Annotated in this window: 12 protein-coding genes; 7 read left to right on the top strand and 5 right to left on the bottom strand. The window is 58.8% G+C overall.

Annotation, left to right across the window (positions count from 1 at the left end):
- Positions 1-6 precede the first annotated feature (6 nt).
- Genes ACWNZ3_RS00605 through ACWNZ3_RS00615 form a run of 3 tightly spaced genes read right to left on the bottom strand, consistent with a single transcriptional unit; the run spans position 7 to position 3,991 of the window.
- On the bottom strand, positions 7-792 hold the full coding sequence (locus ACWNZ3_RS00605) for a carnitinyl-CoA dehydratase (protein WP_269363125.1): 786 nt from the start codon (positions 790-792) through the stop codon (positions 7-9).
- 2 nt (positions 793-794) lie between these two features.
- Complete coding sequence (locus ACWNZ3_RS00610) at positions 795-2,834, bottom strand: acetate--CoA ligase family protein (RefSeq protein ID WP_496900842.1); 2,040 nt, start codon at positions 2,832-2,834, stop codon at positions 795-797.
- A complete protein-coding gene (locus tag ACWNZ3_RS00615) occupies positions 2,831-3,991 on the bottom strand; it encodes an acyl-CoA dehydrogenase family protein (RefSeq protein ID WP_496900843.1) in 1,161 nt (386 codons plus the stop codon). The genes ACWNZ3_RS00610 and ACWNZ3_RS00615 overlap by 4 nt, the downstream gene beginning before the upstream one ends.
- A gap of 80 nt (positions 3,992-4,071) precedes the next feature.
- On the opposite strand from ACWNZ3_RS00615, the gene ACWNZ3_RS00620 reads away from it, so the two are divergent.
- From ACWNZ3_RS00620 to ACWNZ3_RS00640, 5 genes are all read left to right on the top strand, one after another.
- The gene (locus tag ACWNZ3_RS00620) at positions 4,072-5,052 is read left to right on the top strand and encodes a GlxA family transcriptional regulator (RefSeq protein ID WP_496900844.1); all 981 of its coding nucleotides are present in this window, start codon (positions 4,072-4,074) and stop codon (positions 5,050-5,052) included.
- Between the two features lie 45 nt (positions 5,053-5,097).
- Positions 5,098-7,473, top strand: coding sequence for a pre-peptidase C-terminal domain-containing protein (locus tag ACWNZ3_RS00625; protein ID WP_496900845.1), 2,376 nt, complete (start codon positions 5,098-5,100; stop codon positions 7,471-7,473).
- A 108-nt stretch (positions 7,474-7,581) separates the two neighbouring features.
- Entirely contained in the window at positions 7,582-8,223 is a 642-nt protein-coding gene (locus ACWNZ3_RS00630) for a CmcI family methyltransferase (RefSeq protein ID WP_496900846.1), read from the top strand.
- A gap of 21 nt (positions 8,224-8,244) precedes the next feature.
- Positions 8,245-10,011 (top strand): hypothetical protein, encoded by a 1,767-nt coding sequence (locus ACWNZ3_RS00635; RefSeq protein ID WP_496900847.1) that lies wholly within the window; start codon positions 8,245-8,247, stop codon positions 10,009-10,011.
- A complete protein-coding gene (locus tag ACWNZ3_RS00640) occupies positions 9,950-10,903 on the top strand; it encodes a sulfotransferase family protein (RefSeq protein WP_496900848.1) in 954 nt (317 codons plus the stop codon). The genes ACWNZ3_RS00635 and ACWNZ3_RS00640 overlap by 62 nt, the downstream gene beginning before the upstream one ends.
- A gap of 20 nt (positions 10,904-10,923) precedes the next feature.
- Here ACWNZ3_RS00640 and ACWNZ3_RS00645 read toward each other — a convergent pair whose 3' ends face one another.
- Positions 10,924-11,727 carry an ABC transporter permease gene (locus tag ACWNZ3_RS00645; protein WP_496900849.1) on the bottom strand — a complete coding sequence of 268 codons (804 nt, stop codon included), beginning with the start codon at positions 11,725-11,727 and terminating at the stop codon, positions 10,924-10,926.
- A gap of 471 nt (positions 11,728-12,198) precedes the next feature.
- On the opposite strand from ACWNZ3_RS00645, the gene ACWNZ3_RS00650 reads away from it, so the two are divergent.
- Together ACWNZ3_RS00650 and ACWNZ3_RS00655 are read left to right on the top strand one after the other, a co-directional pair.
- Positions 12,199-13,284 (top strand): KpsE/RkpR family capsule polysaccharide export protein, encoded by a 1,086-nt coding sequence (locus ACWNZ3_RS00650; RefSeq protein WP_274573449.1) that lies wholly within the window; start codon positions 12,199-12,201, stop codon positions 13,282-13,284.
- Positions 13,285-13,293: 9 nt separating this feature from the next.
- On the top strand, positions 13,294-13,962 hold the full coding sequence (locus ACWNZ3_RS00655) for an ABC transporter ATP-binding protein (RefSeq protein WP_269363112.1): 669 nt from the start codon (positions 13,294-13,296) through the stop codon (positions 13,960-13,962).
- On the opposite strand, the gene ACWNZ3_RS00660 is transcribed toward ACWNZ3_RS00655, so the two are convergent.
- A complete protein-coding gene (locus ACWNZ3_RS00660) occupies positions 13,963-15,081 on the bottom strand; it encodes a glycosyltransferase family 4 protein (RefSeq protein ID WP_496901927.1) in 1,119 nt (372 codons plus the stop codon). It abuts the gene before it with no gap.
- Positions 15,082-15,085 lie beyond the last annotated feature (4 nt).

The raw sequence follows: 15,085 nt of genomic DNA on the forward strand, positions 1-15,085 counted from the left end.
GGCGCTTTATCTACCTTTCCAGACCGGATCGCGCTTTTCCGCAAAGGCGCGGGCGCCTTCCATCTGATCTTCGGAGGCATAGAGCGCATCGACGGTCCTGAGCTGGCGCCGGGTGATCCGGTTCATCGCATCCTGAAACTTCGAATCCTCCGCGTCGCGAACGATTTCCTTGATCGCCGCATAGACCAGAGGCGGGCCGGACGCGAGCAGGCGGGCAAGCTCCCAGGCCCGGTCCATCAGTTGATCGGCAGGCAGGATTTCATTGACCAGCCCCCAGCCCTTCGCCTCCTGCGCATCGAACCAGCGGCCGGTCAGCAGCAGTTCCATGGCGATGTGATAAGGGATGCGTTTCGGCAGTTTCACCGATGCCGCATCTGCAACCGTACCTGACCGTATCTCGGGCAGGGCAAAGGTGGCATGATCCGCGGCAAGGATCATGTCCGCGCTCAGCGCAAGCTCCAGCCCGCCGCCGCAGGCAATCCCGTTCACGGCCGCGATGACCGGTTTGTTCAGATCCCGCAGTTCCTGCAGCCCGCCGAATCCGCCGACCCCGTAATCGCCATCAACCGCGTCACCCTCGGAGGCTGCTTTCAAATCCCAGCCGGGGCAAAAGAACTTGTCTCCGCCCCCGGTGATGATGGCCACCCGCAGCGCCGGATCATCGCGGAATGCGGCAAAGACCTCGCCCATCTGGCAGGAGGTTTTCAGGTCGATGGCATTGGCCTTTGGCCGGTCGAGCGTGACCTTGAGGATGGCACCGTCGCGGTGGGTCTTGATCGGGGTCTCGGTCATGTTCAGTCCTTTTCAACGTCGCGCCGCAACAGGGCGTCTGCGGCGATTGCATCGTCCCTCGTACAGAGCAGAGGGTTTATCTCGACTTCCTGCAAGCCCTGGACATGCGCCAGGACAAAGTCCTGCACCGCCATGATGGCATCCAGAATGCGGTCCATCTGCGCGGGCGGCCTGCCCCTGTATCCCATCAGTATGGGTGCCATGCGCAGCCTGCCGATTGCTGTCAGGATAGCTTCCCTGCGGGTCGGCACCAGCAGCGAAACAGTATCATCCAGCAGTTCCGCCGATGTGCCACCGGCCCCCACAGTCAGGATGAACCCATGGGCCGGGTCATGCACAACCCCGATCAGCAGCTCGGCGATGCTGTTGGTGATCATTTCCTCGACCAGGTAGCTGTCAACCGGCATTGCCGCGGCGGCAGCGGCAACATCATCACCACAGGTCAGGTTCAGGCGCACCGCACCTGCCTCGGTCTTGTGGGCGATGCCCGCTCCTTTCAGCGCCACCGGAAATCCGATCTCCTCGGCTGCGCTTGCCGCTTGCGCGCTTCGCTCGCAACGCCGGGATACGGGACAGCGCAGCCCGTGTTCGGCGAGCAGATCTTTGGCGTCTCCCTCGGCCAGCAGAACGGGGGCCATGGCCGTGGCCGCCAGATGAACCGGATCGACGTCGCTTTCGACCTGGAGGGCGGCATGGGCGCAGGCCATCAGCGCCTCGTTCAGGCCGCAGAAAGGGGTAATCCCCTGCGCCATCAGCATCTCTGCGACGTGCTCGGGCATCAGTTCGGGCAGGGTGGCCACCATGCCGTATCTCGCACCTGTCTGTTGCGAAGCCGCAATGACGGCCTCGATCACGCAATCCCAATCGGAGGGGTCACATCGGTCGCTTCGGGGGAAATCGACGATCAGCAGCGTGATCGCGATGCCGGGGTCGGCCATCCCCGCAAAGGCGGCGGTCATCGCGGGCACGTCCCGCCAGATGTAGGTGTGATAATCCAGCGGATTGGCCAGCGCGACACGCGGGCCAAGCACATCCCGCAGGGTGGTCTTTTGCCTTGCCCCGAGCGGCGGGAAGTCGAGCCCCGCAGCGGTGCCGGTATCGGCCGCCAGGCTGGCCTCTCCGCCGGAGCAGCTGATCGTGGCAATCCTATTGCTTTCCAGAGGGCCCGCCACATGCAGCAGTTTCAGGGTTTCCAGAAAGGTTGGCAAATCGGTCACCCGCGCAATGCCGAGCCTGCGCAGCAGAGCTGCTGCACCTGCATCCCGCCCGGCCAGAGACGCAGTATGCGAGATTGTCGCCTGCTGTGCCTGTGCCGATTGCCCCACCTTGATCGCGACGATGCGTTTGCCAAGGCTTTGCGCATAACCGGCCAGCGCTTCGAACTTGCGCAGATCCCCGATGCCTTCGATATGCAGGCCCAGGGCCGTCACCCTGGGGTCCTGCAGTACCGCCATGCCGATGTCGGAAAGTCCGCATTGCGCCTGATTTCCGGCGGTAATCACATAGGCAAGGGGTAGGGCGCGCGCCTGCATCGTCAGGTTGATCGCGATGTTTGAGCTTTGCGTGACAATCGCGACGCCCCGTTCCACCCGCTTGCCGCCATGCTGATCCGGCCAGAGCAGCGCGCCATCCAGAAAGTTGATGAACCCGTAGCAATTCGGCCCGAGAATTGGCATGTCGCCTGCCGCCTGCAAAAGGGCGGCCTGATGATCCACGCCTTGCGCGTCTTCTGCCTGAGCCTCAAGAAAGCCTGAGGCAAAGCAGACCGCGCCGCCCGCACCGCCCCTGGCCAGTTGTCCGGCAATGTCGATGGTCGCGGCCCGGTTGACACCGATGAAGGCGGCATCCGGCGGGGCGGGCAGCGCATCGACGTCGGGAAAAACCTCCAGACCGGAAATGGTGCCGGCGCTGGGGTGCACCGGCCATATCTTGCCTTCGAACCCCATCTTCTGGCATTGCGCGACAACCGCACGGCACCATGCGCCACCGCCGATGACTGCGATGGACCGGGGTTTCAGCAGCCTGGACAGTTCCCGTGTCATGCGCCCAATGGCCGCAACAGGTCGCGTGAAATGATGTGGCGCTGGATTTCCGATGTCCCGTCCCAGATCCGCTCCACCCGCGCGTCGCGCCAGAACCGCTCAATCGGGAAGTCGTCCATCAGGCCCATGCCCCCGAAGATCTGGAGGGTGGTGTCGGTCACCCGCGCGAGCGCCTCTGATGCGTAGAGTTTGGCAGAGGCGATTTCGCGGTTTGCCGGCAGGCCCTGGTCCAGCCGCCATGCCGCAGCGAGCGTCAGCCAGTCGGCAGCGTCGATTTCAGTGATCATATCGGCGATCTGAAAGCTGACGCCCTGAAACTTGCCGATCTGCTGGCCGAATTGCCTGCGCTCGGCCGCATAGTGCAGGGCGTAGTCGAAACACCTGCGCGCGCGCCCGACGGAGAATGCCGCAACCGTCAGTCGCGTGGCATAAAGCCATTCATTCATCACCTCGAACCCGCCATCGACCTTGCCCAGCACCTGGGCGTCGGACAATCGGCAGTTGTCGAAATAGAGGATGCAGTTCTTGTAGCCCTTGTGGCTGACGGAGTTGTATCCGTCGCGCACCTCGAACCCCTTGGTGCCCCGGTCCACGAGGAAGGTCGTTATCCGCTTCTTGGGTCCTTTTGGCGTTTCATCCACGCCGGTCGCGACAAAGACGATGAAGAAGTCGGCATGTTCTGCGCCGGAGATGAAGTGTTTGGAGCCATTCACAACCCAGCCGCCGCCATCCCGCACCGCACTGCATTTCATGCCCCGCACATCGGAACCGGCGTCGGGCTCTGTCATTGCCAGCGCGTCCATCCGCTCGCCACGCACGGCGGGAAGCAGGTAGCGTTCGCGCTGATCATCGTTGCAGGCCATCAGGATGTTCTGGGGGCGGCCAAAGAAATGGGTCAGCGCCATAGAGCCGCGTCCAAGTTCGCGCTCGACAAGGGTAAAGTCGGTATGGCTGAGCCCGGCGCCGCCGACCTCTTCGGGGAAATTGCAGGCATAGAAACCGAGGTCGATCACCTTTTGCTTGATCTGTTCGCCAAGTTCGCGCGGGACCTGTCCGGTCCTTTCGACCTCTGCCTCGTGGGGGTAGATCTCTTTCTCCACAAAGCTCCGCACGGTGGAGACGATCATTTCCTGTTCTTCGGTCAGTCCAAAATTCATTCCCGTTCCCTTACACGATCCATTCCGGGGTCAGGCTATCGCTCTTGCGCAGTCGGGATGTGCAGACTTATGGTCCGACTATGCAGAGTTGGAATAATTCAGGCAAAGCCGTCACACGCATCGGAATCCTTCTGTTTGACGGGTTTTCGAACCACTGCCTGGCCAACACGGTGGAGCCGTTGCGGGCTGCAAATCATCTGGGCCGACGGGTGCATTACCGGTGGGAATATCTGACGCTGTCGGGCGCCGCGGCAATCAGCTCAAGCGGATTGCAGATCGTGCCTGACGGGCCGCTGAAGGATGCTGCGGGTGATCTTCTGATGGTGATGCCGTCTTATGGGGTCAGATCGTATCTGACTGACCCGGTGTTGCGCGGGCTGCGGTCCGCATCGGCGCGTTTCGCGAACCTGGCGGGTCTCGACATGGGCAGTTGGCTGCTGGCGGCGGCGGGGTTGCTGAACGGGCGGATTGCGACGATCCATTGGGAGGAACTGACCGCCTTTGCCGAAGCCTTTCCCGATCTGACCGTGGCGCGGGAACGCTTCATCCTGGACGGAAACCGGATCACCTGTTCCGGGGCGATGGCGAGCTTTGACCTGGTGCTGAATCTGATCGTGCAGGCGCAGGGACCCGCGCTGGCACTGGAGGTCGAACAGCTTTTCATGGCGCCGGGCGCGGCGCCGTCTGTTCCTTCGGTGACAGCCAGAACGCGGCTGTCCCGCCGCGCGGTGGCGGTGATGCAGGACCACATCGAAACCCCCTTGCCCTTGCCGCAGGTGGCCGAAGCCAGCCGATGTTCGCAGCGTGCGCTGGAACTGGCGATCCGCAAGGATTTCGATATGACCCCGCAGCAGCTGTACAAGGTGCTGCGTCTGAACATGGCACGGCGGCTGGCGGAAACGACGTCACTGCCGCTGGCCGAGGTCGCACTGAGATCGGGCTACCGAAACGCCAGCGCGATGACACGGGCCTTTCGCGAAAGGTTCGATATGACACCGGGTCAATGCCGCAACCATGTTGATGATCAATTGCCAGACAGAGACAAATCGGATAGGACTTAATGCGCCTGATTATATGAATTAATTTACTGTTTCGGGGGAAATTCAATGTCTATCACCGTCACCAGTTCCGGGATGAGCCCGGATCACGATCCGACTGCGTTCTTCTGCGGATGCGATTCCTGCATGGCTGAAAAAGAAGAAAGCGGGGCCCTGCCTGATGATGCAGCGCCAGAGATTGGTCCCGACATCGGTGAAACGCCAGGAACCGCCGGTACGATCAACGTTGGGCAGACCATCGTCAACACGATTGACGTAGCGAATGACAATGACTGGTTCCGCATCACGTTGACCGCCGGGCAAAGCATTCAGATCACGTTGAACGGGTCGTCCGTTGGCGGCGGCACCCTGTCCGATCCTTTGGTGCGGCTATACGATGCATCCGGCAGTATTATTGACAGCGATGACGATGGTGGTCCGGGTCTGAACTCCCTGTTGAACTTCTATTCCGAAAACGGCGGCGTTTTTTATATTTCTGCTGAAGCTTACGGGTCCAATACGGGCACATATACGCTTTCGGTTCAGGAAGTAACGTTCAACCCCAATGATTCCTGGGAGGACTCGCCAGACTTCGCCAGCCCGCTGCTCGACTCGATTTCCTGGGATACACGGTTCGATCACAACGTGATCACAGTCTATTTCGGCGAGGCTGGCTATACTGCAGATGGCGTTACCTCCGAGGGTTTCAATGCCTATGAGCGGCAGCAATTCATGCGCGCTTTCGACGCAATCGAAGCCGTCACGAACCTGACCTTCAACATCGTGAACTCCGGTGACGGGGCCGATTGGGAACTGATCCTGGATACCAATGAACTGGATGGCGTCTATGGCCGTTTCAACCCGCCGGGCTATGGCGGTGACGGGAACGATGGTGTCGGCCAGTTTGCCGGCAACCTCTGGGATCGCTTTGCCGGTGGCGACCTTACCGAAGGCGGGTTCGGGTATTTCACCATCATGCACGAGTTGCTGCACGGCCTCGGGCTGGCGCACCCCCATGATACGGGCGGCGATTCGTCCGTCATGCCGGGTGTGGGATCTTCGCGGGATGATTTCGGGGACTTCAACATCAACCAGGGTGTGTTCACCATGATGTCCTATAACCCGGGGTATCACACCGGCACGCCGGGGTCGGCCCCCGCCGATGGGACCGGTGACGGCACCGGTGTTCCCTATGGCTACGCCGCCGGACCGATGGCGCTTGATATTGCCGTGCTTCAGGGTCTCTATGGGGCCAATAATTCACATAACAGCGGCAATACCACCTATGTCCTGCCGACCGGCACGGGCGCGGGTGTGTTCTGGTCGACGATCTGGGATTCCGGTGGCAACGACACCATTCGCCACAATGGTGCCGGGGCGGCCGTGATTGATCTGCGGGCTGCGACCCTGGCGGTCGAAATGGGAGGTGGTGGTTTTGTTTCCGCCGTCGACGGCACCCGTGGCGGGTTCACCATTGCGGCGGGTACGGTCATCGAGAACGCGGTTGGCGGAAATGCCGGCGATCTGATTTTCGGCAACCAGGCCAACAACCAGCTTTCCGGCTTCGGTGGCTTTGACACCATGCACGGCGGCGCGGGCAATGACACGATTGATGGCGGTAACGGCGCCGATTCACTCTATGGTGGCGCGGGCAACGACCTGATCATCGGCTCCGACGGCTTTGACCAGCTGTTCGGTGAAGCGGGCAACGACACGCTGCAGGGCGGCAATACCAATGATTACCTCTTTGGCGGTGACGGGAATGACCTGCTGCTTGGCGGTCTGAACATCGGCACATCCACCGAACTGCTGGACGGCGGTGCGGGCAACGACACGCTGCGGGGCGAGGGCGGGTTTGACCTGCTGCGCGGTGGCGATGGCGATGACGTGCTGGACGGCGGCAATCAGGCGGACAACCTGTACGGTGATGCCGGGAACGACACGCTGTTTGGCGGTGCCGGGTTTGACCGTCTGTTTGGCGGCACCGGGGACGATGTGCTGAACGGCGGCGATGGGCCTGATGGCCACTTTGGCCAGCAGGGCAACGACACCATCTATGGCGGCGACGGCAACGACCGGTTCTTCGGCGGCACCGGTAACGACCTGATCCTGTCGGGCAACGGCAATGACACGATCTATGCCGACAGTGGCTTTGATACGCTGAACGGCGGCGCGGGCAATGACCTTTTGTTCGGGTTCTTCAACGCGGATACCTTTGTCTTCGAGGCGGGTCACGGCAATGACACCATCGGTGATTTCGACGAGTTCAACGCGGGCGAACGGATCGATTTCAGCGGTCTTGGCACGATGAACAACCTGACCCAGGTGATGAACGCCTCGACACAGGTTGGCAACAACGTGGTCATCAACACCGGTGGCGGCAACTCCATCCAGTTGAATGGCGTGCAGCTTGCCGACCTCGACGCGAGCGACTTCATCTTCTGAGGAATGCGTAACATTGCCGACAGGAATTTGTCTGCGGCTTCACCTTTTTGAAATTCCCCCCTATGACAGGGGGGAATTATTTTTTGCACTGAGCATTGAGGTTTATCGATGGTTCGTTCGTTCAAGACGCCCTATACCCGCCCGCAGCTGGGAGCTTATTTCAAAGGCGTGATGCAGTACCATTATCGCGATGTGATGTGTAACAAGTCACCCTTGGACATCGCATTGTTCCTGCACCTGATTCATGCGGCCAAACCGGCAACTTATATCGAGATTGGCACCAAATTCGGCGGATCGGCCCTGCTGATGCGCGACATTGCCAAGATGTACGACATGGACATGAAGATCGTCACCATTGACCGAAGCCCGCCCGAGGTGGACAGCCGGTTTGATGGCATCCAGTTCGTGCAGGGCAATGTTATGGACATGGAAGGGACGTGGGCACGGAACAACCTGTTCGATCTGCCGCGGCCCTGGCTGATCTGCGAGGACAGCGCGCATACCTATGATGCCTGCATGGGCGTGCTCAGGTTCTTTCAAGAGCATCTGCACAAAGGCGAATACCTGGTCATGGAAGATGGCATTCTGGCGGAGCTTGACCTGGGCGACAAGTTTGACGGAGGCCCCAGTCGCGCGCTGGAGGAATTCCTGGACAACAATCCCGGCGTTTACGAGATCGACACCAGCTATTGTGACATGTTCGGGATCAACGCCACGACAAACCCGAACGGCTATCTGCGCAAGCTGTAAGCGAGACTTGGAAAAACTGCCATGACGACACCGGAATTCTCCGAAAACATCAGGTTGATCATCTGGGACCTGGACGAAACCTTTTGGGACGGGACGTTGACCGAGGGCGGCATCTCCTATCGCGACGATCATCATCAGCTGGTTATTGATCTGGCCAAGCGCGGCATCATGAGCGCGATCTGTTCGAAGAACGAACATGAACCGATCGAGGCGTTGCTGAAGGAAAAGGGGCTGTGGGACTATTTTATCTTCCCTAGCATCGACTGGACGCCGAAAGGCCCCCGGATCAAGGCGATGCTTGAGACCATCGGGTTGCGGGCCGCATCGACCCTGTTTCTGGACGACAATGCGATGAACCTTGCCCAGGCCGAACATGTTAATCCGGGTCTGAACTGTGCCTTGCCGGATATCATTCAGCATCTGCGGGACGCGCCGCAGTTGCGCGGCAAGGATGACAGCGGCCTGACCCGCCTGGCGCAGTACAAGGTCACCGAGAAAAAGGCCGAAGCGGCAAAAGTCACCGGCGGCGACACCGCGGCCTTTCTGCGGCAGTCCAATGTAAAGGTCTTTATAGAATACGACGTTGAAGCGCATCTTGACCGGGCCGTGGAACTGGTCAACCGCACGAACCAACTGAATTTCACCAAGAACCGGCTGCCTGACGATCCTGAGGTGGCCAGGCAAGAGCTGAGCAAGAGGCTGGCGCATAACACAACCGATGCGGCGTTGATCCGTGTGCGTGACGATTTCGGCGATTACGGTTTTGTGGGATTCTACATGACCAGGCGGGTGAACAATTCACGGACGCTGGAACATTTCTGTTTTTCCTGCCGCACCCTGAACATGTACATTGAGCACTGGGTTTATGCATTCCTCGGCCGTCCGCGCCTGACCGTGGAAGGCGAGGTACTGTCAGATGTCCATAATCCCGATATCGACGTGGACTGGATCACCCCCGCCAACATCGAAGACATGGATGCGCCCAGTGCAGGCGCTGATCTGAGGTTCGATCACATCTTTGCGCGGGGCGGCTGTGATCTGGCAAGTCTGATGCATTACTTCACGCTGCATGCCGACAAGATCGTGGAAGAATTCAACGAACCCAGGAATGGACAAATGTTCCGCCGCGATCATTCGGCGTTCCTGATGCCTGCGCTGGAGGGGGGGCTGACCCCTGCCCAGATCGATGCGGCCGCCGGGCTTGGTTACATGCCAGAGGACTTTCACAGTGACTTGCCGGATCTTGGAACGGGCCATGGGCTTTACTTCCTGAGCTTCTGGGCCGATGCGGATCTCCCCATCTACCGGCATCGTGCAACTGATTTGCGTGTGCCCTATTGGCTGATAGGGGCCCAGAACCACAACCTTATCGACCGCGCCGACTTGCGCGCCACCATTGCGAAGACCGATCTTCATAAGGAACGTCTGGAGGTTCTGTGCCGGGACTATGAGTATGAGGGAATCATGTCTCAGTCAGAGATGGAGCAGCGGTATGCAGCGGTACTTGACCAACTTCCCGCAATGGCCGAGGTGGTGATGATCCTTGCGGCTGAGCGTGGTCCCCTGCATTTCAAGGACCCGAACAAGCCGTCGCATCCATTTCATCAGCGCCTGAACGCGGCGCTTAGAAATGTGGCACAGGGCCGGACAAACGTCATGTTGCTGGACCCGGCGGCGCTGATTGAGGGTGCTGAGGATATGATCGACCTCAACCACTTCAAACGCGATGTCTATCATCGTATGTACCGCGCCATATTGGACCGGTTCACAAACGCCAAAGCTGCCTGAGCGGCCAAGAAGACTTCAGATCGGAAATCGACTAATGCCCAAGACCTTCAACAATCTCTTTCTGAGCATCGGTGCCATGAAAGCCGGGACAACCTGGCTTTATGCCGTTCTGGCACAGCACCCTGCGCTCCACTTTGCGCTGGAGAAAGAGATTCACTATTTCTACCACAAGTATGTCGACAAGAACATGCTGAGTGAAAAGTACCGGCTGGCAGAAGCAAAGAACCGGTATCTGATGCGGTATGACCCTGAAAAGGCGAACATTGATGCGATCCAGAAAAACCTGCATTGGGTCAGCGCCTATCTGAACCGTCCGGTGGATGATTTCTGGTATCGCAATCTGTTCCAGATGCGCGACCGCGAGATCTACGCCTGCGACTTCTCGAACCTCAATGCCCAGCTTCCGGTTGAAGCATGGCCGCAAATTTCGGCCAAGTGCAACAATCTCAGGGTGCTCTATACCATGCGCGACCCGATCAAAAGATTGTGGAGCCATGCCAAGTTTCACCTTCAGATCACCGGTGCTGTGGACAACCTGAAGACCTGGGGCCCAGATCAGTTCAACGAATTCGTGCGCCGTCCGCACATCTGGCGCAACGCCGAATACGGACAGGTCCTGCGCACGATGCGCGAGGGGCTGGACCCGAAACAGCGAAAAGTCATCTTTTACGAGGACATCCACGCGGACCAGCGTGGCATGTTGCGTCAAATTGAAGAGTTTCTGGGCCTTCCGGCCTTCAATTACTCACAAGCAATCCTCGACCGTCGGTTTACAGAAAGCGTCAAACACGAAATGCCGGCATTCTTCCCCGAGCTGTTTGCAGACGACATCAAACGCATACGCTCGGAAATTGAAGCCGAAGGATTTACCCTGCCCGTAAAATGGGGCTGACAGTCCCACAGCTTGCAGGGCTATTTGTCCAACATCTCGCGATGGTAGCGGCGGAGAAGGAAAAGCCCTGCCATCAGCGTAATCAAGCCGACCAGTATCGGATAGCCGACCGAAACATAGTTCGGATGATAGAATGGGTAAAATCCATCCCGCATCATGCCAATGATATGGATGATCGGGTTGTACCAAAGGTAGTTTGAGTAAGGCTCCGGAATACTCTCAAACAAGAAGAAAACGCATGAGACGATGAATAGCGGGCGGTTCAGGATCGCCCAGGCCGTCTGCCAGATCGGGTATGCGAGAATCAGAAAGGCATTCAATGTGCCGATCCCGGTCGCGAGGAAGACGATCATGACGTAGGCGGTCACGATCTTTGTAAAATCAAAGGTCGTCGATACGTTGGAGATCGACAGGATAAAGATCAGGACGATGCTGTGCACTGACAGTAACGTGATCAGGCCGAGAAGCAGCCTCGCTATGAGCGCATCGACGAATGTCACCCGTGGATAGGAAAGTAGTGCGCGGCTGAAAATCATTGATTGAGCCAGCTTTCCCGACAAATCCATATACATCAACAGCGGCAGGATGCCCGTGGCGTAGAAAAGGGAAAATACAGTTCCCAGCGGCGGCGATCTGAAGCCGACTGAAAAAATGACACTCAGCAATGCGATACCTGCCGCCGGTTCAAGAACGGCCCAGACATACCCGCCGGGTGAACGTCCGTAAGTGGTCGTAATTTCACGAAGGATCAGCGCCATGATAGCCCTGACGGAAGCGAATGACGTGCGCTGCTCGCGCAGAGTGGCTGTTTGTTCTGTCGACATCGGGCCATCCCTCCTGTCTGGATACCACCTGCGTTCTGATGTAACGGTACGCGAGATAAGGCAAGTTCTTTAGACAGAAAAGACATCTCAATGGCTGAACCCAAAGCGCAAACTCCCAAGCCGGCCGGAAATGCTCAGCCGAAAACGCCGAACGAAACATCGGCAAAGGCTGACAATCAAGCGGGCCAGCCCGCAGCCAAGCCCGCACCGGCCGCCGCGAAACCGGCAGCAGCCGGAACAGACCCGAAACCGGCGACTCCAGCACCTGCGGCCAAACCGGCCGGAAACGCTCAGCCGAAACCGCAAAATCCGGCACCCGCGGCCAAACCGGCAGCCCCAAAACTGGCAGCCGGGGCCAAGGTTGATTCTGATCTGGCGGAGCCCGCGCCGCCGCGCCAGCAGCCCGGAGAGGCCAAGATCCCTGTTGGCAGGACTGCAATTCCCGCGAAAACCAAGGGGCGCCACGTTTTCTTGCTGTCTTCCTTCGTGTTTGTCGTTCTTGTGCCCGCGTTTTTCACGGCTTTCTATCTGTGGACCCGGGCAGCAGATCAATATGCGTCCGACGTGGGGTTCTCTGTCCGGACAGAGGAAAAGAGTTCGGCCATCGAGCTTCTGGGCGGCATAACGGAATTGTCCGGCTCCAGTTCATCAGACACGGATATTCTATACGCGTTCCTGTCCAGTCAGGAACTGGTCCGCAAGGTCAATGCCAAAGTGGATCTGCGTGCGATCTGGTCCCGCGTCGATATAGAACAGGACCCGTTCTTTGCCTTTGATCCGTCGGGAACGATTGAGGATCTTCAGGATCATTGGGATCGGATGATTTCGATCGTGTATGACAGCGGAACAGGTCTGATCGACCTGGAGGTTCTGGCCTTTGATCCCGTAGATGCGCAGAAAATCGCGCAGGCCATTCTTGAAGAATGTGATTCCATGATCAACGCGCTTTCCAGCATCGCGCGGCAGGATTCCATCAAGTACACGCTTGAAGAACTGGAAAACGCGGTCGAAAGGCTGAAGAATGCGCGCCGGACGCTGACGGAATTTCGCAACAGAACCCAGATTGTGGACCCCAGCATCGACACGCAGAACCAGATGGGTCTGCTCGTTACCCTGCAGCAACAACTGGCTGATTCGCTGATCGAATACGATCTGCTGCAAGACACCACGCGGGAAAACGACCCTCGCGTCACACAGGCCGAACGCCGGATTGAAGTGATCAATGCCCGCATCGCATCAGAGCGGCGCAAGCTGGGGCTCGGTGAAAATGGCGGCAGCGGCGAAGCCTTTGCCAACCTTGTCGGCGAATATGAGGGTCTGATTGTGGACCGCGAATTTGCCGAACAGGCCTATACAGCCGCGCTGGCCGCGCATGACGGGGCATTGGCAGAGGTGCGCAAGCAAAGCAGATACCTTGCGGCGCATGTGAAACCGACCTTGGCAGAAAAGTCCGAACACCCCAAACGGGTCAAGATCATGTTGTTCCTGCTGCTGTTCAGCTTCTTCGTATGGTCGATCCTGTGCCTGGTCTTCTACAGCTTGCGGGACCGCAAGTAGGAGCGTCCGATGATCCAGCTCGATAACCTGACCAAGTATTTTCGGACGCGAAACGGATATCAAACGATTGTCGAGAACCTGACGGCAACGTTTCCGACAGGGGCGTCCGTGGCTTTGTTGGGCCGCAACGGTGCGGGCAAGAGCACATTGCTGAAGCTCATTGCCGGGACGATCCGGCCGACATCGGGCCGGGTACTCTCGACGGGAAGCATCTCGTATCCTGTTGGCTTTGCCGGGTCATTTCACCCTGATCTGACTGGTGCGCAGAACACACGTTTCGTGGCGCGATTGTACGGGTACGATACGGACAGCCTGCTTGAGTTCGTGACCGAGTTTGCGGAGTTGGGCGGCCATATGCACATGCCCTTGCGGACCTATTCCTCTGGTATGCGCGCGCGCCTTTCTTTCGGGGTCTCCATGGGGATTCCCTTCGATACCTATCTGGTCGACGAAATTACAGCGGTTGGCGATGGTGCCTTTCGGGCGAAATCGGCAGCAGTTTTTGATGATCGGATGGAAAGATCCGGTGCCATCGTGGTAACCCACTCGCCCCCGATGGTCCGCCGCATGTGCAACAAGGCTGTAGTTCTCGAAAACGGGGATATCCAGTTTTTCGACGATATCGAAGAGGCGCTGGAGCTGCATGAAATGCAGATGAAGCAGCCGCCAAACCGGTAATCAGTTTGCCAAGAGCCTGTGCAGCAGAGCCCGGGCCCGTTCATCAAAGACGTCTGGTGACCATTCGCGGTGCCAGACCGTTCTGATCTGCTGCCGCAGCGCGCGGTCGGCAACACGCGCATTGCGAAGAAACTCGGTTACCTGTTTGCCAGATGTTTCCAGATCGGAAGGGTCAATCTTGATGCCCATCGGATGCCTGTCGACCAGCGCATCGGCACCTTCGAAGTCGGCCAGGATGATGGGCAGCCCGGCCTCAAATGCCTCAAGGGTGCCGATGGGTGTTCCTTCGTAGCGCGATGTCAGCAAATATGCGTCTGCGGCCCGTAGCAAAGGGCGAACATCCTGCACCGGACCGATGCAATAAATCCGGGCGCATGTGGCTGCGGGGACAAGCCCGGCGATTTCGGCCTGGAACTTTTCCGTATCCGTTCCCGTACCGCACAGCATCAGATGGGTGTTCTCTGGCAGATGGTTCATGAGCCGCACAGCACATGCGTAGTTCTTTTGCCGGCCAGCACGTCCGGTCATCACGAGAGTGGGGTCCTTCGGGCGGGTGAAGGGGGGCAATTCACCCAGGTCGGAACAATTGGGCAGAACGTGAATGCCATGGCGCGTCAGGCGACTTGCCCCGATCATTTCCCGTGCGCGATCCGCCATGTCCTGGGACAGGAATATGATATTGGTTGGCGGGCATGTCCGCATCAGGGCCTTTTCCAGCGTCAGGGACAGAAAGCTGGCGTAGGGTTTGTGCCCCTTTCCATAGGGCAATCCGTGAATGGTGAATGCGGTCGCACCCTTTGGCCGCCAAAGCCGCAGCGCCAGGGCCATCCGCCCCATCAGAGAGGGAAACCGGGGGTGAATCCAGGTCAGGTCGGCCTGTGATCCGCGCAGAAATGCCAGAAGGCCCCGCCAGCCGCGCCACATATGCCCCAGCGACAACCTGCTGCTGAGACCGCTCAATGTGATGTGGCGGCTGCCCAGCTCTGCCAGCGCATCGTAACCGCCATGGTTGATGTCGCTGATCACCGTCACGTCCGCAATGCCGTCAAACGCCTTGGCGAGGTGGCAGATATGGCGCGGCACGCCGGATGGAATGCCTTCTCCTCCGACGAGAAGCACCTTT

The organism is Sulfitobacter sp. IGS-18 (assembly GCF_059628195.1).

Excerpts from the sequence above, each read along its gene's own strand:
- ACWNZ3_RS00640 (WP_496900848.1), top strand. The coding sequence starts at position 9,950 with ATGTCTATCATCGTATGTACCGCGCCATATTGGACCGGTTCACAAACG.
- ACWNZ3_RS00605 (WP_269363125.1), bottom strand. The coding sequence starts at position 792 with ATGACCGAGACCCCGATCAAGACCCACCGCGACGGTGCCATCCTCAAG.
- ACWNZ3_RS00635 (WP_496900847.1), top strand. The coding sequence starts at position 8,245 with ATGACGACACCGGAATTCTCCGAAAACATCAGGTTGATCATCTGGGAC.
- ACWNZ3_RS00625 (WP_496900845.1), top strand. The coding sequence starts at position 5,098 with ATGTCTATCACCGTCACCAGTTCCGGGATGAGCCCGGATCACGATCCG.
- ACWNZ3_RS00655 (WP_269363112.1), top strand. The coding sequence starts at position 13,294 with ATGATCCAGCTCGATAACCTGACCAAGTATTTTCGGACGCGAAACGGA.
- ACWNZ3_RS00645 (WP_496900849.1), bottom strand. The coding sequence starts at position 11,727 with ATGTCGACAGAACAAACAGCCACTCTGCGCGAGCAGCGCACGTCATTC.
- ACWNZ3_RS00610 (WP_496900842.1), bottom strand. The coding sequence starts at position 2,834 with ATGACACGGGAACTGTCCAGGCTGCTGAAACCCCGGTCCATCGCAGTC.
- ACWNZ3_RS00630 (WP_496900846.1), top strand. The coding sequence starts at position 7,582 with ATGGTTCGTTCGTTCAAGACGCCCTATACCCGCCCGCAGCTGGGAGCT.
- ACWNZ3_RS00615 (WP_496900843.1), bottom strand. The coding sequence starts at position 3,991 with ATGAATTTTGGACTGACCGAAGAACAGGAAATGATCGTCTCCACCGTG.
- ACWNZ3_RS00620 (WP_496900844.1), top strand. The coding sequence starts at position 4,072 with ATGCAGAGTTGGAATAATTCAGGCAAAGCCGTCACACGCATCGGAATC.